The 25061-nt window shown below is 43.5% G+C and carries 25 protein-coding genes and 1 tRNA gene; 6 read left to right on the top strand and 20 right to left on the bottom strand.

Translation table 11 applies throughout. From position 1 onward, the window contains the following. Window positions 1-35 precede the first annotated feature (35 nt). Window positions 36-1481: a T9SS type A sorting domain-containing protein gene (locus tag FTD44_RS09975; RefSeq protein WP_222166308.1), complete on the bottom strand. Its 1446-nt coding sequence runs from the start codon at window positions 1479-1481 to the stop codon at window positions 36-38. Window positions 1482-1604: 123 nt separating this feature from the next. Further along, window positions 1605-3539, bottom strand: a complete 1935-nt coding sequence (gene thrS / locus FTD44_RS09980) for a threonine--tRNA ligase (RefSeq protein ID WP_222166309.1) — start codon at window positions 3537-3539, stop codon at window positions 1605-1607. 141 nt (window positions 3540-3680) lie between these two features. Between thrS and FTD44_RS09985 the strand changes: the two genes are divergently transcribed. Beyond that, the gene (locus tag FTD44_RS09985; protein ID WP_222166310.1) at window positions 3681-4772 is read left to right on the top strand and encodes a YihY/virulence factor BrkB family protein; all 1092 of its coding nucleotides are present in this window, start codon (window positions 3681-3683) and stop codon (window positions 4770-4772) included. A gap of 53 nt (window positions 4773-4825) precedes the next feature. Here FTD44_RS09985 and FTD44_RS09990 read toward each other — a convergent pair whose 3' ends face one another. The 5 genes from FTD44_RS09990 to FTD44_RS10010 all read right to left on the bottom strand — a co-directional run bounded on the left by FTD44_RS09990 (window position 4826) and on the right by FTD44_RS10010 (window position 9362). After that, complete coding sequence (locus FTD44_RS09990; protein ID WP_222166311.1) at window positions 4826-5752, bottom strand: phosphoribosylaminoimidazolesuccinocarboxamide synthase; 927 nt, start codon at window positions 5750-5752, stop codon at window positions 4826-4828. A gap of 134 nt (window positions 5753-5886) precedes the next feature. Next, window positions 5887-7545, bottom strand: coding sequence for a T9SS type A sorting domain-containing protein (locus FTD44_RS09995; protein WP_222166312.1), 1659 nt, complete (start codon window positions 7543-7545; stop codon window positions 5887-5889). Between the two features lie 175 nt (window positions 7546-7720). Next, window positions 7721-8125 (bottom strand): energy transducer TonB, encoded by a 405-nt coding sequence (locus FTD44_RS10000; protein ID WP_222166313.1) that lies wholly within the window; start codon window positions 8123-8125, stop codon window positions 7721-7723. 1 nt (window position 8126) lies between these two features. After that, complete coding sequence (locus FTD44_RS10005) at window positions 8127-8531, bottom strand: energy transducer TonB (protein ID WP_222166314.1); 405 nt, start codon at window positions 8529-8531, stop codon at window positions 8127-8129. 63 nt (window positions 8532-8594) lie between these two features. Further along, window positions 8595-9362 carry an energy transducer TonB gene (locus tag FTD44_RS10010; RefSeq protein WP_222166315.1) on the bottom strand — a complete coding sequence of 256 codons (768 nt, stop codon included), beginning with the start codon at window positions 9360-9362 and terminating at the stop codon, window positions 8595-8597. A gap of 114 nt (window positions 9363-9476) precedes the next feature. Here FTD44_RS10010 and FTD44_RS10015 point away from each other — a divergent pair, with 114 nt between their 5' ends. Continuing rightward, a complete protein-coding gene (locus FTD44_RS10015; RefSeq protein WP_246625400.1) occupies window positions 9477-10448 on the top strand; it encodes a sterol desaturase family protein in 972 nt (323 codons plus the stop codon). Window positions 10449-10499: 51 nt separating this feature from the next. Here FTD44_RS10015 and FTD44_RS10020 read toward each other — a convergent pair whose 3' ends face one another. Beyond that, the gene (locus FTD44_RS10020) at window positions 10500-11078 is read right to left on the bottom strand and encodes a Crp/Fnr family transcriptional regulator (protein ID WP_222166316.1); all 579 of its coding nucleotides are present in this window, start codon (window positions 11076-11078) and stop codon (window positions 10500-10502) included. Window positions 11079-11206: 128 nt separating this feature from the next. On the opposite strand from FTD44_RS10020, the gene FTD44_RS10025 reads away from it, so the two are divergent. Next, the gene (locus FTD44_RS10025; RefSeq protein WP_222166317.1) at window positions 11207-11797 is read left to right on the top strand and encodes a YceI family protein; all 591 of its coding nucleotides are present in this window, start codon (window positions 11207-11209) and stop codon (window positions 11795-11797) included. A gap of 59 nt (window positions 11798-11856) precedes the next feature. Here the strand turns inward: FTD44_RS10025 and FTD44_RS10030 are convergent, their stop codons facing one another. From FTD44_RS10030 to FTD44_RS10050, 5 genes are all read right to left on the bottom strand, one after another. Further along, window positions 11857-12360 carry a hypothetical protein gene (locus tag FTD44_RS10030; RefSeq protein ID WP_222166318.1) on the bottom strand — a complete coding sequence of 168 codons (504 nt, stop codon included), beginning with the start codon at window positions 12358-12360 and terminating at the stop codon, window positions 11857-11859. A gap of 132 nt (window positions 12361-12492) precedes the next feature. Then, on the bottom strand, window positions 12493-12999 hold the full coding sequence (locus tag FTD44_RS10035; RefSeq protein WP_222166319.1) for a hypothetical protein: 507 nt from the start codon (window positions 12997-12999) through the stop codon (window positions 12493-12495). A gap of 44 nt (window positions 13000-13043) precedes the next feature. Next, complete coding sequence (locus FTD44_RS10040; protein ID WP_222166320.1) at window positions 13044-14228, bottom strand: glycosyltransferase; 1185 nt, start codon at window positions 14226-14228, stop codon at window positions 13044-13046. A 65-nt stretch (window positions 14229-14293) separates the two neighbouring features. Continuing rightward, the gene (gene guaA, locus FTD44_RS10045) at window positions 14294-15826 is read right to left on the bottom strand and encodes a glutamine-hydrolyzing GMP synthase (RefSeq protein ID WP_222166321.1); all 1533 of its coding nucleotides are present in this window, start codon (window positions 15824-15826) and stop codon (window positions 14294-14296) included. Window positions 15827-15970: 144 nt separating this feature from the next. Beyond that, entirely contained in the window at window positions 15971-16387 is a 417-nt protein-coding gene (locus FTD44_RS10050; protein ID WP_237559523.1) for a DUF3467 domain-containing protein, read from the bottom strand. Between the two features lie 39 nt (window positions 16388-16426). Between FTD44_RS10050 and FTD44_RS10055 the strand changes: the two genes are divergently transcribed. Continuing rightward, a tRNA-Ile gene (locus FTD44_RS10055) sits at window positions 16427-16500 on the top strand. A 74-nt stretch (window positions 16501-16574) separates the two neighbouring features. On the opposite strand, the gene FTD44_RS10060 is transcribed toward FTD44_RS10055, so the two are convergent. Next, the gene (locus FTD44_RS10060) at window positions 16575-17429 is read right to left on the bottom strand and encodes a hypothetical protein (RefSeq protein WP_222166322.1); all 855 of its coding nucleotides are present in this window, start codon (window positions 17427-17429) and stop codon (window positions 16575-16577) included. Window positions 17430-17580: 151 nt separating this feature from the next. Between FTD44_RS10060 and FTD44_RS10065 the strand changes: the two genes are divergently transcribed. Continuing rightward, entirely contained in the window at window positions 17581-17949 is a 369-nt protein-coding gene (locus tag FTD44_RS10065) for a hypothetical protein (RefSeq protein ID WP_222166323.1), read from the top strand. Window positions 17950-18506: 557 nt separating this feature from the next. On the opposite strand, the gene FTD44_RS10070 is transcribed toward FTD44_RS10065, so the two are convergent. Then, window positions 18507-20642, bottom strand: coding sequence for a T9SS type B sorting domain-containing protein (locus FTD44_RS10070; protein ID WP_222166324.1), 2136 nt, complete (start codon window positions 20640-20642; stop codon window positions 18507-18509). A gap of 401 nt (window positions 20643-21043) precedes the next feature. Further along, entirely contained in the window at window positions 21044-21472 is a 429-nt protein-coding gene (locus FTD44_RS10075) for a hypothetical protein (RefSeq protein WP_222166325.1), read from the bottom strand. 215 nt (window positions 21473-21687) lie between these two features. Here FTD44_RS10075 and FTD44_RS10080 point away from each other — a divergent pair, with 215 nt between their 5' ends. Then, the gene (locus tag FTD44_RS10080; RefSeq protein ID WP_202616055.1) at window positions 21688-22149 is read left to right on the top strand and encodes a DUF4268 domain-containing protein; all 462 of its coding nucleotides are present in this window, start codon (window positions 21688-21690) and stop codon (window positions 22147-22149) included. Between the two features lie 29 nt (window positions 22150-22178). Here FTD44_RS10080 and FTD44_RS10085 read toward each other — a convergent pair whose 3' ends face one another. From FTD44_RS10085 to FTD44_RS10100, 4 genes are read right to left on the bottom strand one after another with little or no spacing between them, the layout of a single operon-like run. Then, window positions 22179-22676: a KdsC family phosphatase gene (locus FTD44_RS10085; protein ID WP_222166326.1), complete on the bottom strand. Its 498-nt coding sequence runs from the start codon at window positions 22674-22676 to the stop codon at window positions 22179-22181. Between the two features lie 9 nt (window positions 22677-22685). Then, on the bottom strand, window positions 22686-23450 hold the full coding sequence (locus tag FTD44_RS10090) for a HEAT repeat domain-containing protein (RefSeq protein ID WP_222166327.1): 765 nt from the start codon (window positions 23448-23450) through the stop codon (window positions 22686-22688). After that, complete coding sequence (locus tag FTD44_RS10095) at window positions 23450-24220, bottom strand: Rossmann-like and DUF2520 domain-containing protein (protein WP_222166328.1); 771 nt, start codon at window positions 24218-24220, stop codon at window positions 23450-23452. The genes FTD44_RS10090 and FTD44_RS10095 overlap by 1 nt, the downstream gene beginning before the upstream one ends. Before the next feature lie 2 nt (window positions 24221-24222). Further along, window positions 24223-24966, bottom strand: coding sequence for a lysophospholipid acyltransferase family protein (locus tag FTD44_RS10100; protein ID WP_222166329.1), 744 nt, complete (start codon window positions 24964-24966; stop codon window positions 24223-24225). Window positions 24967-25061: the final 95 nt, after the last annotated feature.

Raw genomic sequence — 25061 nt, forward strand, 5'->3', positions numbered from 1 at the left:
AAAAGGCCTCCGGGGATTCCAGAGGCCTTTTATATTTATTTCTTGATCACTTTTCTCCTGGTGTACTGTGTGTCGGATTGTAATTGCAGGATATAGGTTCCTGCCGGTAATGATTCAGTATTGATGGTATATCCTTGCTGTAGGGCATTAGCTTTGAAATCAGCACTCCATACTATTTGTCCCAATACATTAAGCAACTTGGCTTTCAGTGGATCATGGCTTGCAGAAAGAGATAAAGACAGAGACTGCTGTACCGGGTTAGGGTAAGTATTCAACCCTTCTATTTCGCTGAGATTCCGTAGAGAGGATGGGTCTGCAGGTGCTAAGATAAATTTACCCACCTTGGTTATCTGGCCTGAAAAGACCTGTGTGTACTCAGGAAACAGAATTGTGTCAGATGAGCTTGCCGAAAGCTGATCATAGCAACCCTGATTGTTCACGGAATACATTTTTATACCACTTTGATTGGGATTAAACCCTGATAATACATCTTCCGCTATAGGTCTTCTGTTGAAGGCCAGCATGATCTGCGCCGGTGCGGTAAGAGTGGTAGCCAGGGTATCGGCCAGTGCAAAGACATCATATACATTCTGTACTGCCTCGTTATTATCAAAGGTATTATTGGTACAGGTTTCGGGCAGGCCTCTGCTACTGGAAATGATCCAGGGATAATCTCCCTCAAAGTACTGCAGCGCTATGGAATTGAACGATTTGTCACTTGGACTTAGCGGTATTTGTACTGTACCTTGCAGGCCATTGTCATTAACAACATCGTAAATGAGAATGGTGCCGTACGGGTCAATTCCTGCCTCGATATTTCGGGAGGTAATAATATGTGGTTGTGTAAACGGACCGTTCGACGAGTTGAGCATCGTGTATGTTACCTGAGGACACACGATCAGGAGGCTGTTGGTATCGATGATAAGATTACCTTTAGCCGGACTGCCAAAAGGCACCGGGGGCTTTGAAAACAGGATTTCTGTATAGATACTAAGATTCGATTGTTTCAGATCCAGGTTGTCACAATCAATATTAATTTTGCCGGCTTCTAAGTATATGTTATTTATTGTAACGGCCTGAGCGCTGGTGAAATTAACTTTTGTAGACAGGGCATACTGTCCGCTGGCTGATTCCACCGAGCTGATATAGCCATATTCACTGCCTGCAGGCCTGTTTAAGGAGGTTCCGTGGATGTTCAATATACCATTGCCTTCCAGGTTAAGCTCGCCGATCAGTAACATGTTTTTACAATGAACGGAATCTTGTCCGGCAATACTCGGGATATTAACTACACCTGAATCAATAATAACATCAGTCGTAGCATCAGGAACCGCATTGGCTCCGTTAGACCAGGTCCAGTTAGCGGCATTATTCCAGTTGTTGTTCTGTGAGCCGTTCCAGGTGGCGGTTTGAGCAAAAAGTGCAGGTGCAGCAACCAGTGTAGCACCTAAGAGGGTTAAGCATTTAGAGATGCGATTCATATTTATGGGTTTGATGTATATTTATAACGCACTTGTTGGTGATATAATATTGACGGACTATATATTTTAAAAAAATAAAGCGCCTTCCATAAGGAAGACGCTTTATTTTTGATTATTCTTTGTTTATCCGATCTTTTCTTCTACTTCTTTCTGGATCAGTGTAGCAAACTCTTCAACGGACTGGCTACCCAGATCGCCTACAGATTGCTTACGTACGCCAATGGTCTGGCTTTCCATTTCTTTCTCACCAACGATCAGCATGTACGGGATTTTATCCAGTTCCGTATCGCGGATCTTACGGCCGATTTTCTCCTGGCGGTCGTCGATCTCCACACGGATGTCTTTCTTCTGCAGGTCCTTTTTGATCTGCTCTGCATACTCCATGAATTTATCAGAGATCGGCAGGATTTTTACTTGAGTCGGTACTAACCATAATGGCAGTTTACCGCCACAGTGCTCCAGCAATACTGCTACGAAACGCTCCATACTACCAAATGGTGCACGGTGGATCATAACCGGACGCTTACGGCTGTTGTCACTGTCTACATATTCCAGTTCAAAACGCTCAGGCAGGTTGTAGTCTACCTGGATGGTACCTAACTGCCAGCTGCGGCCGATTGCATCTTTCACCATAAAGTCCAGTTTAGGACCATAGAATGCGGCTTCACCGTACTCTTCAATAGTGTTCAGACCTTTTTCTGCTGCAGCTTCACGGATAGCGTTTTCAGCAATATCCCAGTTCGCTTCTTCACCAATATATTTAGCTCTGTTCACCTTATCTCTCAGAGATACCTGTGCGGTATAGTCAGAGAAGCCCAGTGAATTGAATACATATAATACAAGATCAATTACTTTTTTGAACTCATCCTTTACCTGGTCCGGACGGCAGAATAAATGCGCATCATCCTGAGTAAAGCCACGTACACGGGTCAGGCCATGTAACTCACCAGCCTGCTCGTAACGGTATACCGTACCGAATTCTGCAAAACGTACCGGAAGGTCTTTGTAAGACTTAGGTGATGTTTTGTAGATTTCACAGTGGTGCGGACAGTTCATTGGTTTCAGTAAAAACTCCTCACCTTCGTGTGGGGTTTTAATAGACTGAAAACTATCTGCTCCGTATTTTTCATAGTGACCGGAAGTCTTGTACAGGTTAATGTTCCCGATATGCGGGGTGATAACCGGCAGGTAACCGCTTTCGATCTGTGCTTTCTGCAGGAACTGCTGTAAGCGCTCACGTAGCATAGCACCTTTAGGTAACCATAATGGTAAACCGGCACCTACTTTTTCACTGAAGGCAAATAATTCCAGTTCTTTACCCAGCTTACGGTGGTCACGCTTACGCGCTTCTTCCATAAGGATAGTATATTCTTCCAGTTCTTTATTGGAAGGGAAGGTAACACCGTAAATACGGGTCAGCATTTTATTTTTCTCATCGCCGCGCCAGTATGCACCTGCGATATTAGTCAGTTTTACCGCTTTAATGAATCCGGTGTTAGGGATGTGTGGTCCGCGACACAGATCGGTAAAGCTACCTTGTGTATAGAAAGTGATGCTGCCATCTTCCAGACCGTCGATCAGTTCCAGTTTATATGGATCCTGCTTCTCGGTGAAGTAAGTAATCGCATCTGCTTTTGAAACTTCTTTACGGCTGTAACGGTTTTTCTCACCAGCCAGCTCTTTCATTTTCTTTTCGATCTTTTGCAGGTCTTCATCAGAGATTTTCTGATCGCCCAGATCGATATCGTAATAGAAACCTCTTTCGATCGGCGGGCCGATAGCGAATTTTGTATCCGGGTAGAAAGATTGTAATGCCTCTGCCAGCAAGTGAGCAGAAGAGTGCCAGAATGTAGATTTACCACCTGCATCGTCCCAGGTCAGGAATTTGATTGCACCATCCGTCGTAATCGGTCCAAAAGCATCTATTGTTTTACCATCAAGTTCTACGGCTAATACTTTACGCATCAGCCCTTCACTAATTGTCTTGGCTACGTCCAGGCCCGATATGCCGCTTTCATAACTGCGCACTACACCATCGGGAAAAGTCAGGTTAATCATCGTTCTGTTTTTTATGGGTAGCAAAGTTAATTGATTCTGCGTAAGAATAAAAAAATGTATTGGCTTGTTGAATTTAACGTTTGTGTTGACTGTAAAAGATTCAAAATCATTATTTTAGCTATAGAACAAACACCAGATTTTATGGAATATAACCGAAAGATAATAACGTTTAAAGGGATATGGACCGTATTGAAAAATGCCTTTTCCGGTTTTGGTGATGATAAAGTGACCAAGCTGAGTGGTTCTCTGGCCTATGCCACCATGTTTTCCCTGGCTCCCTTTTTTGTAGTACTTCTGGCCATTTTAACTTTTGTATTGGGCAATGATGCAGTAGAAGGGCATCTCTTTGGCTACCTGCAAAACTATATGGGCAACGATGCGGCCAGCCAGGTACAGAGTGTTGTGAGCAGTGCATCGCTTTCCGGAAAGTCTACGCTGGCTGCGGTAATCGGCGGTGCAACTTTATTGTTTGGTGCAACGACTGTATTTGCCGAAATCCAGGATTCTATTAACATCATCTGGGGCATTAAACCCAAGCCTAAAAAGGGCTGGATCAAAGTTATCCTGAACCGGCTGCTTTCTTTCTCCTTAATCATTAGTATCGGTTTCCTGATGATCGTATCCTTGGGTGTGAATACACTGGTTGATGCTTTAAGCGACCGGCTGATGAACATTTATCCTGATGTGGGCGTCGTATTCTTCTATATCCTGAATGTGCTATTGACCTTCATAATTATTACCGTATTATTTGCGGTCATTTTTAAAGTATTGCCCGATGCGCGTATTAAGCTGAGAGATGTAATGTCCGGTGCAGTTGCAACAGCCGTGCTGTTCCTGATTGGTCGCTTCCTGATTTCTTTCTATATCAGCAAAAGTAACTACAGTAGTACTTACGGACCTGCAGCAGCGATCATTATCCTGATGGCCTGGGTATACTATTCTTCTCTGATTCTTTATTTCGGAGCAGAATTTACCAAAGCCTGGGCAGTGTATTATGGTAATAATATTTACCCTAACCAGTATGCCGTAACGACCAAGATCATTGAGGTACAGATGGAAAATGCACCTATAGAAGCGCTGAATAAAACAGAGATGCCTGAAGAGCATCTGAAGAATACCAATGCGGATCTCAGCGCATTAGCCAGTAAGAATACGGAGGAGTTAAAGGCCGAAATAGAGGAGTGTAAAAAGAGGGCCGACTGTGATCCTGATGACATAATACCAAAATCCTAACATACTAAAAAAGGCTGCCATAAGGCAGCCTTTTTTAGTATGTTAGGATTTACCTATGCAGGTAAAGTACTGATAATTTCATTGATTTTCGCAACGGTTTCTGCTTCAGTCAGTATTTGCTTCTCGAATGCATTGCCCGTCAGCTTTTCATATAACTCGATATAGCGGTCAGAGATTTCCTGCACTTTATCATCAGTCATTTCCGGTACCTGTTGTCCGTCTTTACCCTGGAATCCGTTTTCCATCAGCCATTCTCTTACAAATTCTTTGGACAGCTGGCGTTGTGGTTGTCCCTCATTTTGTAAAGCATCGTAAGTGTCGGCATAGAAATAACGGGAAGAATCCGGTGTATGGATCTCATCAATCAGGTAAATGGTATCACCGATCTTACCGAACTCATATTTGGTATCTACCAGGATCAGGCCCTGTTCTTTTGCCAGTTCACGGCCTCTTTCAAAAAGAGCTTTGGTAATGCGTTCCAGTTCTGCATAATCTGCTTCAGAAACGATACCTCTGCTGATGATTTCTGCTCTTGAAATATCTTCATCATGACCTTCATGTGCCTTTGTAGATGGGGTAATGATTGGCGCAGGAAAGAAATCATTTTCTTTTAATCCTTCAGGAAGGGTAACACCACATAAAGTGCGGTCACCGCTTTTATACGTTCTCCAGGCATGACCAGCCAGGTTGCCACGGATAACCATTTCTACGGCAAACGGGGTACATTTTTTACCGATGGTTACATTTGGTAAAGAACGGCTGTCAATAACCCAGTTTGGTACGATATCTTTTGTTGCGTCAAGATTGGCTGCAGCAATCTGGTTCAGCACCTGTCCTTTGAATGGGATAGGGCGGGGCAGTACTACGTCAAATGCAGAAATACGATCACTCACTACCATAGCCAGGTATTGATCTGCTATAGTATATACGTCTCTTACTTTTCCTTTATAAAAATGCGTCTGATTATTTAATGCAAACATAAATGTGTTTTGAGAGGGCAAAGGTACTATTAATCATACAATTTGTATAGCGTATTTTTAGGATATAGCCGCTCATGAAAAAGGGGCCCGGACACCAAAGCCGGAACCCCCTTAATTTGAAGTATGAAGCGTCTTTATTGTTTAGAGAATGCCTTTATACCGGTACCTTTTGCAGTAACGATTTTCAGGAAGTACTGTCCGGCAGCAAGGTTACTTACCTCAATACCGGTCTGGTTGGTATAGCTTGGTTGTGTATATACCACTTTGCCGCTCAGGTCAGTAATGGTAATTGTTGCTGCATCATTATCCGAACGGGAAACCTGTAACAGGTTGCTGCATGGATTAGGGTATAAGCTGTATTGAATAGCATTATTCAGGTCGCGTGTTGATACTGAATTACCCAGGTTATATTTTGCACTGAACGGAGTAGCCATACCTGGTGAGGTAACTGCAAGAGTACCGATATTCAGGTTGGTTTTGTACACACCACCGATCAGGTAGAAGCTTTTGTTCGGCGCCAGCAGAAGGTCTTGCGCGTTTGCGCTAAAGCCTGTATTGCCCAATGAGGTAGCAGAAGTTACAGAACCGTCGCTGCTATTCATACGCAGAATCATTCCCTTACGGGCGATGTCTGATGGTAAGCTGATGGAACCCGCATTGAAACTGCCCAGGTATTCTCCCGCACAGATCAGGTTATTATTTGAATCTATAGCCATGCTGTTGATTGCATTTTCTACCGCGCTGGAGAAATTAACAGTCCATAGTTTAGTGCCGTTAGAGGCATTGTATTTAGATACAAAAGGTTTCTGCAGCATATTCTGCGCACTGCCTGCAGCATCCTGATAAGAGCCGCCGACAAATACGTTACCATTGGCATCACAAGCCAGTGCATTGGCATTATTGCCTTCTTCGCCTGTAGTGACATAGTTTGCCGGGCCACCTTCTTCTTTACCCCATTGAGGCGTACCGTTTGACGCATCAAATTTAAACAGGAAAATACGTTCTCCACCTGGAGTAAAACCAGGATTAGTCACATTATGTACTCCGAATTTAATCACGTTCTGGAACTTTCCGGTAGCATAAACATAAGAGCCGTCTGTTACAATGCGGGTGATGAATACCATAGCGTTATTCTCGCTGATTTGTAACCATTGCGATGCACCGCTTGGGTTTACCCGCATGAGGAATGCTTTATTGGCTTGGGTTGAGGCAAAGTTTTCACCCAGGAAAGCACATGAACCGTAATAGTCACCGCCAATAAGTATATCACCACCGATGTTGGTAATACTGCGTGCGTTGGCATACAGCTGAGGAGACTCGGCAGTTTTAGCCCAGATCAAAGTACCGTTACTGCTGTATTTAGCCAGGAACATTTTGTTCGTAGAGCCACTGCTAGGTTGTGTAAAGGTAACACTGTAGGTGCTGCTCAGGTGCAGCTGCGAGCCGGAGCAGGTACCGAATACATACACATTGGCCTGATCGTCAGTTTTGACCACTGCTGTGTAAATGCCTTCATCGGACCATATTCTCTGGGCAAACTGGTATACACCGCTGGCACTCTGTTTCGTTAAGTAAAGGCTGAAATAGTTGCCCGGACTGTTAATAGTAGTACTACCGAAAGTAGCGTCCTGGTACAGATTACCTACGGTGTATATATTACCGTTGTTATCCATATCCATTTTCTTAAAAGTACTGTTGCCGTTTACAGTTGGAGACTGTAACCATTGCCAGGATTGGGCATTGGTCTGCAGGTAACTGCCCGCAGCGAGGAGAATGCATAAAAGTCGTTTCATGATAATAAGGTTGATGTTATTATGAAAGACCTTTAATTTTTCCTTAAGGTTGGAATTTTTTTATACACATCTGATATTGAGTTTACTATAATTTAGCTTGCGCTTATGTGTGTACAGAAAGAGGATGGTTGCAGTATTGCAGCCATCCTCTTTCTGTACTTTTGAAATGAAATATTTATTCCAGCATAAAGATTACCGGCACCGTATAATAGCAGGGAGCAGGCTGGTCGCCTTTCTTGGCGGCCTTCCATTTACCTGGGATGGACTGTACCACGCGCAATGCTTCTTCCGGAAGTCCGTGTCCGAGCTCCTTTCCTTTAGCAATAGTGAAGCTATGCATCATACCGGCGGTGTCTACGATGAACGAGATATATACTTTGCCCTGTATGTCTTCTTTTACAGCCTGTTCCGGATATCGAAGATGTTCTTTGATATATTGTTTAAGGTCAACCGGAGGTATGGCTATATCATCACCACAATTAAACACCGTTTTTTGCTGCCGGGCTGCCACATCAAATGGCCCTGCTGTTATGGACAACAGGCCCAACACCGCGGTCAGTATATATTTCCGGGCAGGCATATTATTTAAGTTTGAACGTTAAGGGCATTGTGAAATATACATTTACAGCCTGGCCGTTTTGTTTACCTGGTTTCCATTTAGGTAAACTCATAATCACTCTTTTCGCTTCTTCCGGCAGACCATGGCCCAGTTCTTTGCCCTTAACCACTTCTGCATCACTGATCGATCCGTCATTATTTACAACAAAGCTGACATATATACGACCCTCAATACCTGCTTTCTTCGCTTCAGCAGGGTACTGCATTTTCTCGTTAATGTAGGCCATGAGATCATAAGCTGGTTCCGGGTTTTGCTCTACGGTACGGAATATTTCTCTTTTAGGTTCTGCCTGTTGAGGAGCAGCCTCCTGTGCAAATGCACCAGTAGCCAGCACAGAACACAGTAAAGCAGGGATTAATTTTTTCATGATCATATTTTTGAAAGGTAAATATATTAAATTTTACGTTTCGTTATTACAATTGAATATTTACTATTGGAGTCTGAAGACAATAGGAACAGTGAAATACGTACGTACCGGTTTGTCTTCCATCATGCCTGGAGTCCAGTTAGGCATTTGCCGTATTACCCTTTCCGCTTCCTCTGGCAATCCATATTGTATCTGCGCTTCAGGCATAACCGGCTTTATGGCTATTTTTTTTGTGGCTGCTACATTAGTAATACTGCCATCTTTTTCTACTACAAATTTGATATATATTTTGGCTTGTATATCATTTTGTCTTGCTTCAACCGGGTATTTCAAATTATTAGCGAGATAGGAGTTCCAGTCATATGGAGCTCGTGGCTGAAAAGTTACGGAACGATAGATCGTATCTTCAACAGGAGCTTCCAGTTTAAAATTAACCGGCATGGTAAAGTAAACCCTTACCGGCACGCCCTTTTGTGTACCCGGCGCCCATTTCGGCATTTCACGTACCAACCTTTCTGCTTCTGCAGGTAAGCCTCCGCCCAGCTCTGCTCCTCGGGTAGCTTTTACATTGGAGATACTGCTGTCTGTTTCTACAATAAACTGAACATATACCTTGCCTTGTATACCGCTGTCGATTGCGGCCTGCGGGTATTGCACGTGGTTACTCAGGTATGCCCCCATATTGTAGGGTGCTTTGGGCATACTGTCAACTACTTTGTAGACTTCTTTATTATTTTGTGCCGGAGCTGTTTGTGCAAGAGTGTCAGTGAAAGGGAAAAAGGTCAATGCAGCTATGCACATCTGCTTGAAATTGATGTTCAGTAAAGACATGGTGTTTTTGTATGCGTATCGTTAAACTCTGCCAAAAAATCGCAGAATTGCGCAAAGTTAGCTAATTTGCAGCGTTTTTTGAGCGCAGCAGTGCCTGCTAATCCTTGTGAGATTATGATAACTAATTTAAGAGAACAGGTATTACTATTATCACAAATACCGCTATATGCGATCGTGATCGGGGCAGAATTAATTCTGTCCAATGTTCGTAAGCAGAAGTTCTATACAGTAAAGGAGACCATTCAGAGCGCTTACCTTTCTTTCCTTTGTTTCCTGATCGATGCTGCTTTCCGGCTGGTTGCCCTCTGGGCTTATAACTGGTGTTTCCAGCATGCCTTTTTCGGGTTTGAGCATAAGGGCTGGATGTATTGGGTTAGTCTTATACTCCTGCAGGACTTTATGTTCTACTGGTTGCACCGCAATGACCATTTTATACGATTCTTCTGGGCGACACATGTGACCCATCACAGTGCCGAGCATTATAATATTTCTGTAGGTTTCCGTTCTTCTGTATTCGAACCTTTGTATCGCTTTGTGTATTTCCTGCCAATCGCTTTCCTGGGTTATGAGCCTTTAGATATCTTATTTATCTTTTCGGCCACACAGATCTGGGGTACCTTGGTACATACCAAAGCAATTGGTAAACTGGGCCCGCTGGAATATATTTTTGTAACACCTTCACACCACCGTGTGCACCATGCCTCTAATGCCAAGTACCTGGATCGAAATATGGGTATGTTCCTGATTATCTGGGATCGCATGTTCGGTACTTTCCAGAAAGAGCTGACCAAAGAAGAGTATGAACCGATCCGTTACGGACTTACCGAGAACCTTGTGAAGCCAAATGCGGTAACAATAGTGTTTCATGAATTTATACAGATGTATAAAGATGTTACCCAACCGGGTCTGAGCTGGAAAGAGCGCTGGGGTTATCTCTTCGACAAACCGGGCTATAGTCATGACGGTAGCAGAATGAACAGTGATAAATATCGTATATACGAAGAAGAGCAGCTGAAGCTGAAAGCGATGCAGGAGCAGGAGATCGTTAGTGAAGCGCATATCAATGAAGAAGTTGCTGTATCCTGATACCAATAAACATAAAACAAAAGCGACCGGAATTATCCGGTCGCTTTTGTTTTATACTTGTGCCAGTTGTTTTCGAATGCGGCTCAGGCTCTCCGGGGTTATGCCCAGGTAAGATGCTATATGAATTAATGGTACGCGCAGGCCAATGGCCGGATTGCGTTCGATCAGTTGCCGGTAGCGCTCTATTGCGGGTACATGCAGTGAGGCATTTAATCTCTGTTGCGTATGGATGTAGGCATTCTGAAACAGGATGCGGAAATAGCGCTCCAGCTGCGGATATTCAGTATATAGCTGCTCTAAATCATGGCCGTTGACTGCCAGTATTTCGGTGTCTTCCAGTGCTTCAATATACTGTCGCGCCGGTTCAGATTTCAGAAAGGCATACAGGTCGCCGATCCAGTGTTGCTCCAGGGCCAGCTGGTTTACCTGTTCGATACCGTCATCGCTCAGATAATAGGCGCGTACCGTTCCTTTCAGGATAAACGCAATGGTGGTTGTGGTCATACCTTCCCGCAGGAACAACGTTTTCTTTTTAATCGTCCTGGGATGAAAGTGCCGGAGGATATGCTGGAAATCCTCTTCCGATAAGGAAATATGTTGCAGAAAACTTTGATAGAGTAACCGGGACATGCAGCAAATTACAGCTTAATCATTTGGAATAGAAATAAAAAAGGTCTAAAAACTTATCATACATCAAGTTTTTACCCGTTCAGACGTCCGTACTTTGCACTATTAAAAAAACAAAAAAGAAAAATAATATGAAAAAAGGATTTCAATTACTGGCCGCTGCCCTGATGATGGCAGGTACTACTTTCGCACAGGTTAAATGGTCTGCTGATCCGGCACATACCAATGCACGCTTTTCTGTGGAGCATTTAGGCATAAGCTTCGTTGATGGTGAGTTCACTAAAGTAAACGGTGCAGTAGATGCAAAAACAGATAAAGATTTTAATGGTGCAGCGATCAACTTTTCTATTGATGTAAACAGCATTGATACCCGTATCGAAGCCCGTGATGGTCACCTGAAATCCCCTGATTTCTTTGATGCTGCCAAATACGGTACCATGTCTCTGAAATCGGTTTCTTTTACAAAAGTAAAAGGCAACCAGTATAAGCTGGTAGCTGATCTGACTATCAAAGATGTAACGAAGAGAGTAACTTTTGATGTGGTGCAAAACGGTGGTATCATCGCCGATCCATGGGGTAAAACCAGAGCTGGATTTACAGCAAAAGCAAAGATAAATCGTATGGACTTTAACTTGTCTTACAACGATAAATTACCAAGCGGTATCTCTGCTGTAGGTAATACCGTTGAAATCGTAATCAATACAGAGCTGGTGAAGGGTTAATACTATCTGATTGATGATGGAAATGAAAAGGGGTAACGTAATGTTACCCCTTTTGTATTTTACTTGGATTTTAATAATTGTTTTACCCTGTTTGTTGCATCCGATTCTGTGGATTCAGCCTCTTTCAGTTGTGGTGCAGTGGTGTTCTTCAGGCCTTCTTTACCGATTACGATGTAAAAGGTTTGTCCGGATAAGAGGTATCTGCTTGCCATGAAACTATTGTCCGATGGGCTTACAGAGATCATAATCTGGTTACTGTTCAGTGCAACTACCGTTCTGACCTTGTACTTTTTAAGGGCTTCCTGAGAAGGGTCTTCCATACGTTTGTCGAAAGTGTTTAAACCCTCTGGCCAGGTCTCTTCGCGCCCGTACTTGACCATTTCAGCGGCTTTGGAAACGCCGAACTGCTGTTCCAGCTGTGCCTTATAATCTTTCAGGTTAAAGGTAGAATACAGCTTTCCCGGATCTGAAATCTGTGTTACTACTGATTGTTGCGCATTGCCCGGAACGTGCAGGCAGAGTAGCAGCAATAATGTGCTTAAAAAAGTAATACATTGTTTCATATGTTTTCAGGATTGATATTAGTACTAAAGTATATATTAAAATCAGCTTTTCCTAGCGATCATCATAAAATAATATGCCGGTAGCGTCCGCGTATAAATAGCAGAAAGAGCAACCCAGGGTTGCTCTTTCTGCTATTTTGATTTTTGTGTTTTGGCACTTTTCGCCGGAGTGGCGCCGGCAGGTTTTGCTTTTGCCAGCGGCGGGGCAACCGGATTTTTTATACCGTCCTTACCTACTAACATATAAAATGGCTCGCCGGAGGATAAATAATATGTATCATCCAGACCAGGATTATCTGCAGGACTCACCGATACAAGGCAATAATTGCTATTGATCATGGCAACGGTTCTTACCTTGAATTTCTTTATAGTATTCTGTGCAGGATCTCCCAGGCGCTCGTCCATGGTATTGATCGCTTCCGGCCATCCTTCCTGGGTTACTGTATGGAGGATTTTTGTGGCTTTCTCAACACCAAATTGCTGCTCCAGCTGTGGCTTATATGACTCCAGATCTGCACTGGGAAATACTCTTCCCGGATTTGATATCTGCGTCAGTACTGATTTTTGCTGTGCATAACCGGTTAGAGACAGGCCCAGGCAGAGCATACCAGTAGCCATAATGCTCATGTATTTGTTCATTTGTTTCGGGGTTTATAATAAACCGCTAAACTATTCTTTTTTGATTATTTTTTTTCAATAATCTGTGTGAAATAATCTTCAAGTTTTTTACTGACTACATCCCAGTCAAACTGTGTGTCAATAACTCTTTTGCCCGCTGTACCTACTTTTTCACGATACGAACGGTCTTTCAGCAACTGATCACAAGCTTCAATAAATGCAGTCGTATCGGTCGCCAGGATGACCCCTTCTCCAGAGTCAATATTTAATCCCTGGAATCCCACATTCATGCTCACTACGGGTACGGCCATAGCCATAGCCTCCAGCACCTTATTCTGCGTACCGGCACCGAAGCGCAGCGGGGCAGTTACGATAGCTGCAGTTTTGTATACCTCTTTCAGATCTTTCACAAAACCGGTCACGCTGATATATTCGCTTTCCAGTGCTTTTACGGCATCGACCGGTCTTTGTCCGGCGATGATGAAACGCAGTCCCGGATGGCGTTCCTGCAGGGTAGGGAAGATGTCTTTCGCAAAATACTGTACCGCATCTACATTCGGAGCATAATCCATATTGCCGGTAAAAAGCACGATCTTATCCTGAGCATAATCATGCGCCTCATTGTAGAATGTAGAGGTATCTACGCCATTAGGCAGGATGTGTACATTTCCGATATGCTGCTCATTGATCAGCCAGGACTGGTCTTCACGGGAACAAACCAGCGTAAGTTCAAAGCGGTTCAGTACCGGTTCGTAGCGGCGCACACGGTTATATTCTATGCGGTTAAAAATTTTCTTAATACCGGAAGTGGCTTCTATCCTGCGTTTCCAGTACAGAGAGTAGGCATCCGGAAGGTCCAGTATACGGGGTACATTCGGATACGCTGCAAAGTACTGTGCCATTCTCAGGTGCTGCACATGTATGGCATCAAACTGGTGCTGTTGCAACAGTTCGGCTATTTTGCCGTGCATGGCTGCCGATTCGAAATAGGCTACCTGAAAAGGCGTACTGCCTGCAATCGCCTTCAGCACATTACCATAACTTTTCGCTTTGGGAAGGCGTACCAGGTGTACTGTTTTAAATATCTTTTCCAGTTCCGGAAGGTATTGCAGATCGCTTTCATCTTCCAGGAACGTAAGCAGGTGTATCTCATGCTGCCGGCCGATTCTTTTGGCCAGGTTATATATTTTCAGCTTATCACCCCGGTAAGGAGGGTAGGGAAAACGGTTCGCAGCAAATAATAATTTCATGTTCAATTACAATAAAAAAGCCATTATACAATAATGGCTTTCAAAAATATGATTTAATAATCGGATTATTCCCATTCAATGGTAGCCGGTGGCTTGGAGCTGATGTCGTATACCACACGGTTGATACCTCTTACATTGTTGATGATATCGTTCGATACCTTAGCCAGGAAATCGTAAGGAAGGTGTGCCCAGTCAGCAGTCATACCATCTACAGAAGTCACTGCACGCAGGGCAACTGTAAATTCGTAAGTACGCTCATCGCCCATAACACCTACACTCTGTACTGGTAACAGGATGGTACCTGCCTGCCATACATTATTATATTCGCCGGTCGATTTCAGCAGTTTTACATAGATGTCATCAGCATCCTGCAGCATCTGTACTTTTTCAGGAGTTACAGCACCCAGGATACGGATACCCAGACCCGGACCAGGGAAAGGATGACGCTCCAGGAAAGAAGCCTGGATACCCAGTTCTTTACCTACGCGGCGTACTTCATCTTTAAACAGGAAACGCAGTGGTTCAACCAGTTTCAGGTTCATTTTTTCCGGTAAGCCACCCACATTATGATGTGATTTGATGGTTACAGAAGGACCGTTAACAGATACTGATTCAATAACATCAGGGTAGATCGTACCCTGACCAAGGAAGGATACATCTTCTAAATGATGTGCTTCTTCCTGGAAGATGTCGATGAATAAACCACCGATGATCTTACGCTTGCCTTCCGGATCGCTTACGCCATCCAGTTTGCTGTAAAAGCGGTCTTTAGCGTCAATACCTTTAACATTCAGGCCTAATACCTTGTAGCTTTCCAGTACATCTTCATATTCATTCTTTCTCAGCAGACCATTGTCTACGAAAATACAATACAGTTTATCGCCAATCGCTCTGTGGATCAGGGTAGCTGCAACGGTAGAATCTACACCACCGCTCAGTGCCATAACCACTTTGCTGTCGCCCAGTTGGGCTTTCAGGTTAGCAATTGTTTCTTCAACATAAGCTGCAGAAGTCCAGGACTGGCTGCATTTACATACATCAACCACAAAGTTTTTGATCATTTTGCGGCCTTCAGTACTGTGTGTCACTTCCGGGTGGAACTGGATACCATACACCGGTTGTGCATATTTATCTACGCGGTAAGCCGCTACAGGAATACTGTTTGTTTTTGCCAAGAGGGTAAAACCTTCCGGCAGTTCTTTGATACTGTCGCTATGGCTCATCCAAACCTGAGAACCTTCACTGATATTACTCAGGAAACATTCCTGGTTTTCCATCACCAGATGCGCTCTTCCGTACTCACGACTGTTTGATTTCGCAACCAGGCCACCGTTTTGCTGTGCAATAAGCTGTGCGCCGTAACATACACCCAATACCGGTACCTGATTACTCCACTGGCTGATATCCGGTTTAGGAGCATTCGGGTCATTAACAGAGAAAGGGCTGCCGGAAAGGATAATTCCTTTAATATCCGGAGTGATCTCTATTGGTTTTAAGCATGGAACGATCTCACAATACACATTCAGTTCACGAATGGCACGGGCAATCAGTTGAGTGTACTGAGAGCCGAAATCAAGAATTAAAATTTTTTCCGTCATTGTCGAAGAAAAGGCTTGGCCTAAATGGAATGATTAAATGTTGTGCAAAATTACGATTTATTTTACGTTTCGCGAAACGCGGCCGGGAATAAAAAAGAGCCACTGTAAAACAGCAGCTCTTTGATATACATGTTAATGTTGAAATTAAGCTTCACCAGTTGTTCCACCCAGGTTCATTGGCACACCACCATCTTGTTCGTCTTTGATCAGACCATTTTGGGTTTCGTAACGTTTAATGTTATCGATCAGCGCTCTCATCAGACGTTTCGCGTTGTGCGGAGTCATAACAATACGAGAGTTAACTTTAGCTTTAGGCATACCCGGCATTACGCTGATAAAGTCCATTACGAACTCAGAGTAAGAGTGAGTGATGATAGCTAAGTTAGAGTAAGTACCGTTCGCTTGCTCGTCTGTCAGTTCAATATTGATTCCCTGGTCTTGATTTTGTTGTTCAGACATTGTAATTATATTTTGATGATTAAGTAATATAGAAGCAAATATAGGTTTTTGGTTGAATTTTTGAAATTTTGTCTTTAAATTTTGCAGAGAAATAATTTTCATTATCTTTGCAATCCTTTAGTACAGCTCTTGTAGCTGTCTGGTCCTATAGCTCAGTTGGTTAGAGCATCTGACTCATAATCAGAGGGTCCTTGGTTCAAGCCCGAGTGGGACCACGCTAATAGAGGCAAGCGTTTCAGCAGTTAATGCGGAAGCGCTTTTTTTATGCTCGTTACACAAACGTAACCTGTTATTTTGGCCCTTTTACTTTTACATATCCTTTCCCATTCCACAGATAAGTCTCTTTCTTTTTCTTGATTTTGTACAGAATCTCCTTGCCTTCACCTTCTTCAATGGATACGCCTTCTTCTATCATTTTATAGATGGTATTGGCCGCCTTTTTATGCTCTGAAGGAAAAAGTATCTGCTCGCTATGGTAGAACACACCTGCATCGCTCACCCTATAGGCTCCCGGCAGAGGAATAAAAGTACTTCCGTTCCAGCCGAAGTAAAAGTAATCAGAAGATATGGCACATGCCTCGCCCAGGAAACCGATCCGTATAATATTGCGCAGGCCTTTTAATCCCATGCCATTCAAGCCCTTTATTTCAGTAGCGCTTTGTTCGGTGTAGCCAAAGGAGAAGGGATGCCTGGCGAGGATCTGCTGCTGTGGATCGATCAGTTTTATCGCGCAGCTAAAGGCCGCATACCGATCTCCCCGTAGCGGAACATACCGGTCAAAACCATATAGGCAGATCTGTCCATTATCTATCGTAGTTTGACCTATAGCCAGAAGTCCCAGCCAGATATAGCCATGCCTTTCCTGTCCGTCTTTACGGTAGCGGATCTCCTGCCAGGGTGCCCGAAAACCCTTTATGGTACTACTGCTCAAAGCCTCACCTACAATTACCACCTTTGTGCCGGCCTGCAGAGAATCGCTTACCATAGAGCCTTCTAATCCCGGACTATTGCGGATATAGGCCATATCTGTAAAAATGACTGCGGTATCACCGGCAGACAATTGCCAGTATCCCGGATCAGGAGCTTCTGTATCCAAACCAGCTTGCTGGGCATGGATACAGAAAGGAAGAAAGCATACTAACAAGATATATTTTATGGACTTGATCAGCATATAGATTAAGGTTTATTATATTGATTATCAGTATTTAAAGATCAAAATTACTCAATTTTAATCCCCTGTTTTCGTTTTATTTATTCCTATATTTGAGTATTATTAACTCCTCAAATATTAAATGATGAAAAAACTATTACTGGGAGCATGCATATTGCTCGGAACGACGGGAATAGCACAGGCTAATATCGTGACGGTAAACAACCTTACAGCTTGTACCTACGAAGCCACTATGACGGGCTACGGTGCTATCGCTACCATACCGCCGGGTATTTCAACTTTTACTTCCCTGGCCGGTTTTGATATTAATTCAATCAAAATTATATATATGTCTGGCGGTACCGGGCTCGCTTCCTGTAGTGTCGGATTGGGTTACATGAGTTCCAACACAATGGGGCAACCCACACCGCCTTGCCTGCCACCAGGTGCTTACTTCTCAGCCGCCTGGGCCCAGGCTACGTCCACGGCAAATGCTACAGCCATTATCTTCTAAACTAAAGACTATTTTACGAATAAAGCCCCTCAATGAGGGGCTTTATTGATGCTATAAATAAGCGTTACTTCAATCCTGAGCTGAGGAGCAATGCTCCGGCTATGGCGATAATAACTGCTGATGCGATTAAAAGAGTTAATGTCTTCTCTTTACTCCTGGTTCTCACAATGCGATTGTAAGACAAATAACGATTGTTTTCCATAATAGTGTTTTCGTGATGTTTCGATTTTTACAATTATAACGAAAAAATGTTGGAAAATGAAATAAAGTATAGGCCTTTTACATGTTTTTTACATTTAATCTGTCTGCGTAGGGAATAACCGGATGCAATTTTACGGACTTAAATAAGAAAACTAACTATCCGTAGTCAACTATTTTATTCGTCCTTTTGTCCGGGCAATAAAAGGACCAAAAATGCCTTTGTTTTCATCAAGGCAAAAGGTAGCCATAAAAAGGAACTTGAGGAAAAAGGTAAATCTTTGTTTCCTGTAAGCGGATACTCCATAAATGCAAAAAGGCTGAGATCATCTCAGCCTTTTTTGCATTTTATAAAAGTATTATCGAAGTAGGGTTACATTGCCCGTTTTCTGGAAACGCTTACCTTCCCTGGTTGTGGCATTGATCTGGTAGATGTACACACCATTCGGTTGTGCAGAACCATTGAAGAAGCCGTCCCATCCTTTATTGATATCATTGGTTTCAAAAATTTTCTGTCCCCATCTGTTATATATCTCAAAAGATTCTAAGGTAGCTATACCGCGGATGCTCGCTTTGAATCGGCTGTTGTTCGGGTTAAAGGCATTAGGCATATCCAGCACTGTTTCTTTTACCCGGAAGTCAACCGAATCGGTAATTGAACAGCCATACTCCGTGCGTGCAGTTACAAAGTAACGCGTATCAACTTCCGGACTCATTTGCGGGTTGCTGATGCTGTTGCTGTTCAATCCTGAGTTAGGGAACCACTGGAAATATATAGCATTGGTGCCTGGTTGCATATTATATACCTCACCTGCATAAATATTGACAAAATCCGGTAATTCAAGTACCGCAGCAGGATGTACGGTGATATAAACCGTTTGGGTATCCCGGCAGCCCTTGTCGCTTGTACCTATGAGGGTATATAAAGTAGAGGTTTCTGTTCTGGCTACCGGATTGGCAATATTTGCATTACTTAAATAAGTACCCGGCGACCAATGATATGTGCTGGCACCGCTGGCGCTTAATTGTACAGTATCACCCGGACATATTCCCGAATCTATAATAGGCAATTGAAGGAAATCTCCAGGATTGACAATCAGATCTATCGTATCGGAAATGCTGCAGGATACATTATTGACAGTATTGGTAACGGTCAGTACATATCTGCGGCTGGCATCAGCATTGAACCATATATTAGGATCTGTAGTATTGCTCAGGTTCGTAGCCGGAACCCAGTTGTATGTGTAATTACCACTGTAAGGCAGTGTGTTCGATTCGATGGCCACAGTATCATACTGGCAGGCAATAATCGTATCGGACATCATAATCTGGTCAGGGCTTTGGGCAACAGTAAGGTCAAGCGTAACCAGTGTATCGCAGGTCATACCGCCAGCCGGAATTATCGTATCATAAATACCACTTGTCGTCAGAATTCTGCCATAGAAATCCATAATCTGGCCCGAACAGATCGTCTCCACGAGGTTTACTTTCGGGATGGAGTCTACATAGATTTTTGAGGTATCACTGATTGCGATACAGTTCGTATTGCCGGTAGTACCGGTTGCTCCGGTCAGGTAGCGGATCAGGTATTGACCCAGTGCAAGACCGGTGGTATTAAAGGTGTAATCAGGACTGCCGGATGCGGCACCTGCATTAATCCAGGTGGCTCCTCCGTCAGAACTGTACTGCCATTGGTACTCCGCCGGATTATAAGGACTGTTGATCACATTGGCATGCATATCTACAGTAGTGTTGGAACAGGTCAGGGTATCCCGTTTAGGTAATACCTGCGATATGGGTACGCAAGGCTGTACTGTAATATCATCCAGTGCCAGGTCATTACCACAGCCAGAACCTACAGAGTTATTGATCAGCTGCAGTTTTACAGAAGTATTTGCAGCATTGTTGAACACGATAGAGTATTGATGCCAGGCCGTATCAAGTGGTACGTTTCCTGTATTGGATGTAGCAATAACTGCATTGGTTACAGGATCTACAACCCTAAGTGTAATATTGGGGTATTGGGTACTGGCACCACAGGTACTGGTTAGTACCAGGCCGGAATTGACGTTTAATACCCACACGCCAAGCTTCAATGTCGTATTCGGACACAGGTTGTCCATAGTATATTCAAAGAATACGGTAGCTGCAGTCGAAGGAGCATTAACCAGAAGCATCAGACCATTAGGGTCTCCTGTGTGGTCTGTTTTGCTGACCCAGTTAGCACCCTGACCTGCTATGTTCGGATTTTTAGCCAAACCGGAATAGCCGTCAGTCAAAGTCCCGGTTGGAGGACCCGCTGCGCCTACAAAGATTGTGGAAGTACTGGCACCAGGAGCGAAAGTGGCCAGAGGGCCGTACCAGTTATTGGTTGCATTGCCTGCACCAAATGTTTGATTAACAAGATATTGCCCCCAGTAACCGTTACATACGGGCTGACAATAAGATAGAAAACTTGCTACAATAGCAAGAGTGGTAAAAATTAACCGCTTCATACATGATATATAGGACAATAAAGGTAATTGTTTTTTTGCATATTTTTAACTTGTCCGTATAGAATATTACTTTTTATGTAATTTATATGTAATATAAAGTGTACGATGATGCAGTGCCGGAAATTGCTTTGAGGAAGGGAATAAAAATCAATTATCAGATCAAAAACGATCTAATTTTACACTTTTTAGTGAAAAAAACACATTATTATAATTTTCGTTTTTGTTTAAATTGCGTGGTCTTAGGTGATTTACAATATTAAAAAACAATTATATGTTCAGAGACTTGACAAAATAACTCTTCTTAGCTTATATTTGCAGTAGGTAAACACTCTTTTATACAACTCACCTCCTCCTTGTCTAAGGAGGTTTTTTCTTTTAGGGAAGTCTGATCAAAGAAAGTGTTACCGGAAAGGGACATACTCCGGTGTATTTTTCATATACTTACCATCCATTTCCCGGCGACTGTTTCCGGAAGAAGGTTGGCTTGCAGGAGCAGGCTCAATATTATTCTTTATCTCATATGCCAGCTGATCTGTGCTGATGCAATCCCCGTTTACCACAATGTAATTCTGATTGGTGCCTACCGTTTCGATCGTAACAGAAGATTTCACAGTTTTCCCTTCTTTATTGATATACTGATATTCAATAAAGGATGTGTAAGCAGTATGCTTTTGAGACTGGGTATTGATTCTTCGTATCTGAAAATCCATACCATTGCTGGTAGCGGCCTTAAAATACTTTTTGATCATCAGATCATGGTTTTTTTCACTTTCATTGGTACATGCGGCGAGGAAAGGCATACACATAGCCAGTATGATTAATTTACTCATACTCTTCATATTTGGTTTTATACAACTCGAACCGTATAGGTCGGAAGTGTAATATAAGATATTTATCATCTGTTAGTTCATTTGAACTGTGTAATAACTTTTTATTTGCATTTACAATGAACCTACGTTAAGTATCAGTCGTTACGGCTACGTATTTTTCGCAGAGAAGACATATTTGCGGAGAGAATGTTTTTAATTTGCAGAAAAAATACTGAGTGTATACAAGAGAAGAAGCAGCGGCGATAAAAGAGCAGTTCTGGCGCACTTTTGGTCAGTATATGGCAGTAGTGCCATCGGCAGAAGGCTTAAGGGTAAACTGGATCAATTACAAGACTGGCATCAAGCAATTGCATTTCAAAACCGACGCGACGAGTAAGAAAGCGACCGTCAGTATTGAAATGTCTCACCCTGATGCAGGTATGCGTGCATTGATGTTTGAGCAATGGAAACAGCTGCGGGCTTTATTAATGATGAACCTGGAAGAGGAGTGGGAGTGGGAAGAAGATGTTGAGAATGATTACGGACGCATGGTAAGCCGCATTAGTTATACCATCAATGATGTAAACATTTTTAAAAAGGAAGACTGGAGTAAATTGATCTCTTTTTTTAAACCAAGGCTTATTGCATTAGATGCCTTCTGGGCCGATGCTCAATATGGTTTTGAATTATTCAAATAATAAAAAAGAGCACCGAAAGGTGCTCTTTTTTATTCCCAGTGTTTATTTATTTTTAAAACCTTTTCAATGACATCCCGTACACAGCCTGCGCCCCCTTTAATCGGAGAAATGTAATCGGCAATATTAGCTACCTCAACGGCCGCATCGTTAGGGCAGGTCGCGAGTCCGCAATACTCAAGTGCCGCAATGTCCGGCATGTCATCACCCATAAACAATACCTGTTCCGGGCCGATCTTAACTGCAGCCAGCTTTGCTTTTAGCAGGGCTAGTTTATCCTTCACACCTATATGTACCTCTTCGATACCCAGGTTGTTCAATCTGCGCATAGAAGCCGTAGAGAGCCCGCCGGAAATAACCCATACATGATATCCTTTTTTAACCGCAAGCTGCAATGCGTAACCGTCCTTGATATTCATGCGGCGAAGCAATTCGCCATCCTCCTGTACATGCAGCATACCGTCCGTCAGTACACCATCAATGTCAAAAACAAAAACCTTGATATGTTCGAATAGTGATAAAATATTCATGTCTTCTTTTTAATTACTAAAATATTGTTCAATGTATGCCCTGGCCTCGTCCTGTGTATAGCAGGTGAAATTACGGTATCGATAATGTACATCAATAATCTCTTCCAGGGCATCGTTTACCAGTTCCTTATTTTGCCAGTGCGTTTTCAGGTCTGCACAAACCGTCTCCAGGCATCCCTTTTTATAAGCAATCTGTCCCAGTACATGTACCAGCGTATTGCGTACACGGGGTTTCTGATCATGCTCCAGTCTGCGTAGCAAGGGCAGGATATCCTGCGGATGTGTACGGCCCCGCAATTCAATACCATGCACGATCTCACGCCTGATCTCAAATTGCTCATGCTCCAGGAATCGTTCCGCGTAAGCCAGTACCGGCACCGGGTTCTTCTGTCCCATCTTTTTGATCGAACCGATTACGGCATTACGCACTTGGTGGTGCGGATCAAATAGTCCTTTTTCAAAAAAAGGCATTACCGCTTCAAAGTCGAAACAGCCGATCTCGCCTGCAGCATTAATTACTGTCTGGCGTACCAACTGGTTTTCATCCTTAAACAGTTCTTCCAGTATCTGTATGACGCGGCTTTTGGATATCGTCCCGGCCTGCACCAGCCGGCCTGTAGCAAGATAGGCATTTTTGCGTATGTACGTATCCGGGTCGGCGAAGTATGCGTAACCCAGCTTCCATTGCCCGGCATTTGTTTCCGTACAGACGACTTCTGTCATCTGACTGAATACTCCTGCACGTTCCTCCTTGCTTAAATCATAATAAGCCATCAGGTGTGCATTTTTTCAATAGAATTACTGATCGCCCGGTACAGGCTTTCCCATTCCGGATGGGTCTGTAGCAGCTGAACATGTACATCCATAGTACGCACATCATTACGCACTGCCGGACCGGTCTGTAAGCTGGACGGGTCCTGTATCATAGCACTGGTAAAGGTTTGCGCAATAATCGGTTTTAACAGGTCATATGGCAGCGATTGTTCTGCGCAGATTTGCGCTCCTATAGCCAGTAAATGATTGGTGAAATTATTGACCATCACCGCTGATAGATGCAGGTATTGTCTTTGTGCATAGCTTACAGGGGTGATATGGTTAGAAATCAGTGCGGCAAATGCTTCGGCCTGCTGCGCAGCAAAACTATTTGATGCTTCCACAACCAGGGGCACAGTTCGCTCCTGTGGCAGCTTATTTTTATTGATCGAGTACAATGGCCATACCACAGCGGTATTAATGCCGGTAGCCGCCAGCAGATCCAGCGATTGAGATCCGGCGCAGTGTACAGCCGTTTGTGTTGGTTTGAGTTTGATACCTGCAGCGAGGCCTGTAATAGCCTGGTCTTTTATACAGAACAGATACAGGTCTGCATCAGGATTTATCGCATTTGTTTCGGTAACGAGTGGAATGCCATATTGAGTGCTCAGATCCTGGGCGCTTTCTGCCCGGTGATTATACAGTTGCACAACATCAACCTTTTGATCTGCAAGTTGCTGCAGAAAAAAACGGGCTACATTTCCCGTACCCAGGATAACAATCTTCATCATACTTAACGGTTATTGATGTAATACTGTTCCATTAAACGGAACACCTGCTCTTTCAGCTGTTTTTTATCTTTCAGTTCCATACCCTCTGTTTTAATCGGGGGTAAAAAGTCGAATCTTATGGTGTGGGGCCAGGCCCAGAATTTTATATTATGCGGCAATATTTCGCCGGTGCCGAAGATGAGGCCCGGCATGACCGGCTTCTGTGCTGCAATGGCATTCATAAATGCCCCTTCATAAAAAGGTTGCAGTGGTTTGTCGGTTTTGTTACGGGTACCTTCAGGGTATAAAGTCAGGTGCAGCCCCATTTTCAGGGTATCCTGCATCTGTGTAAGGCTCTCACTGCGGCTGCGCTCCTTTTTACGGTCTACCAGTATAGAACCTGCACGATAGATGATCCCGAACAGCGGAATGCGGGCCATTTCAATTTTGGCCAGAGTTTTATTTGGTCCGGGTACCCAGGGCATAGATACAGGGATGTCTACAAGCGAATTATGGTTAACCACTACCACATAATTCTGGCCGGGTTCAAAATATTCTTTTCCTTTTCTTTTTACCCGGCAGCCAACCAGCGGCAGGAATATGCTCATCCATATTTTATATGTAGGATGTATGATCCGTGCGCGTTTCGGTTCGGAAAATAACAATGCAATGCCGACAGGGATCAGTATGATCACCATAGTGATCAGGAACAGGAGCATGCCGTAAAAGAAATAGAGATGTCCCAGTATACGTTTGATCGGATTCATGAATACGGATCGGAATTTTTGTAAGCAAAGGTACGGCAGCCTGCCATATAAAGTATCTGCCGTTCATGTAAAATAAGCAGGGTAGGGTGCATTTT

The organism is Edaphocola aurantiacus (genome assembly GCF_019797745.1).
Taxonomy (GTDB): Bacteria; Bacteroidota; Bacteroidia; order Chitinophagales; family Chitinophagaceae; genus Edaphocola; species Edaphocola aurantiacus.

What these genes read in the sequence shown, in the direction of transcription:
- FTD44_RS10025 (WP_222166317.1), top strand. Translation starts at nt 11,207, where the DNA reads ATGAAAAAAGGATTTCAATTACTGGCCGCTGCCCTGATGATGGCAGGT.
- FTD44_RS10100 (WP_222166329.1), bottom strand. Translation starts at nt 24,966, where the DNA reads ATGAATCCGATCAAACGTATACTGGGACATCTCTATTTCTTTTACGGC.
- FTD44_RS09990 (WP_222166311.1), bottom strand. Translation starts at nt 5,752, where the DNA reads ATGTTTGCATTAAATAATCAGACGCATTTTTATAAAGGAAAAGTAAGA.
- FTD44_RS10070 (WP_222166324.1), bottom strand. Translation starts at nt 20,642, where the DNA reads ATGAAGCGGTTAATTTTTACCACTCTTGCTATTGTAGCAAGTTTTCTA.
- FTD44_RS09985 (WP_222166310.1), top strand. Translation starts at nt 3,681, where the DNA reads ATGGAATATAACCGAAAGATAATAACGTTTAAAGGGATATGGACCGTA.
- FTD44_RS10040 (WP_222166320.1), bottom strand. Translation starts at nt 14,228, where the DNA reads ATGAAATTATTATTTGCTGCGAACCGTTTTCCCTACCCTCCTTACCGG.
- FTD44_RS09975 (WP_222166308.1), bottom strand. Translation starts at nt 1,481, where the DNA reads ATGAATCGCATCTCTAAATGCTTAACCCTCTTAGGTGCTACACTGGTT.
- FTD44_RS10000 (WP_222166313.1), bottom strand. Translation starts at nt 8,125, where the DNA reads ATGCCTGCCCGGAAATATATACTGACCGCGGTGTTGGGCCTGTTGTCC.
- FTD44_RS10015 (WP_246625400.1), top strand. Translation starts at nt 9,477, where the DNA reads ATGATAACTAATTTAAGAGAACAGGTATTACTATTATCACAAATACCG.
- FTD44_RS10090 (WP_222166327.1), bottom strand. Translation starts at nt 23,450, where the DNA reads ATGGCTTATTATGATTTAAGCAAGGAGGAACGTGCAGGAGTATTCAGT.
- thrS (WP_222166309.1), bottom strand. Translation starts at nt 3,539, where the DNA reads ATGATTAACCTGACTTTTCCCGATGGTGTAGTGCGCAGTTATGAAAGC.
- FTD44_RS10010 (WP_222166315.1), bottom strand. Translation starts at nt 9,362, where the DNA reads ATGTCTTTACTGAACATCAATTTCAAGCAGATGTGCATAGCTGCATTG.
- FTD44_RS10050 (WP_237559523.1), bottom strand. Translation starts at nt 16,387, where the DNA reads ATGAAAATTATTTCTCTGCAAAATTTAAAGACAAAATTTCAAAAATTC.
- FTD44_RS10075 (WP_222166325.1), bottom strand. Translation starts at nt 21,472, where the DNA reads ATGAGTAAATTAATCATACTGGCTATGTGTATGCCTTTCCTCGCCGCA.
- guaA (WP_222166321.1), bottom strand. Translation starts at nt 15,826, where the DNA reads ATGACGGAAAAAATTTTAATTCTTGATTTCGGCTCTCAGTACACTCAA.
- FTD44_RS10005 (WP_222166314.1), bottom strand. Translation starts at nt 8,531, where the DNA reads ATGAAAAAATTAATCCCTGCTTTACTGTGTTCTGTGCTGGCTACTGGT.
- FTD44_RS10065 (WP_222166323.1), top strand. Translation starts at nt 17,581, where the DNA reads ATGAAAAAACTATTACTGGGAGCATGCATATTGCTCGGAACGACGGGA.
- FTD44_RS10095 (WP_222166328.1), bottom strand. Translation starts at nt 24,220, where the DNA reads ATGATGAAGATTGTTATCCTGGGTACGGGAAATGTAGCCCGTTTTTTT.
- FTD44_RS10035 (WP_222166319.1), bottom strand. Translation starts at nt 12,999, where the DNA reads ATGAACAAATACATGAGCATTATGGCTACTGGTATGCTCTGCCTGGGC.
- FTD44_RS10020 (WP_222166316.1), bottom strand. Translation starts at nt 11,078, where the DNA reads ATGTCCCGGTTACTCTATCAAAGTTTTCTGCAACATATTTCCTTATCG.
- FTD44_RS09995 (WP_222166312.1), bottom strand. Translation starts at nt 7,545, where the DNA reads ATGAAACGACTTTTATGCATTCTCCTCGCTGCGGGCAGTTACCTGCAG.
- FTD44_RS10085 (WP_222166326.1), bottom strand. Translation starts at nt 22,676, where the DNA reads ATGAATATTTTATCACTATTCGAACATATCAAGGTTTTTGTTTTTGAC.
- FTD44_RS10030 (WP_222166318.1), bottom strand. Translation starts at nt 12,360, where the DNA reads ATGAAACAATGTATTACTTTTTTAAGCACATTATTGCTGCTACTCTGC.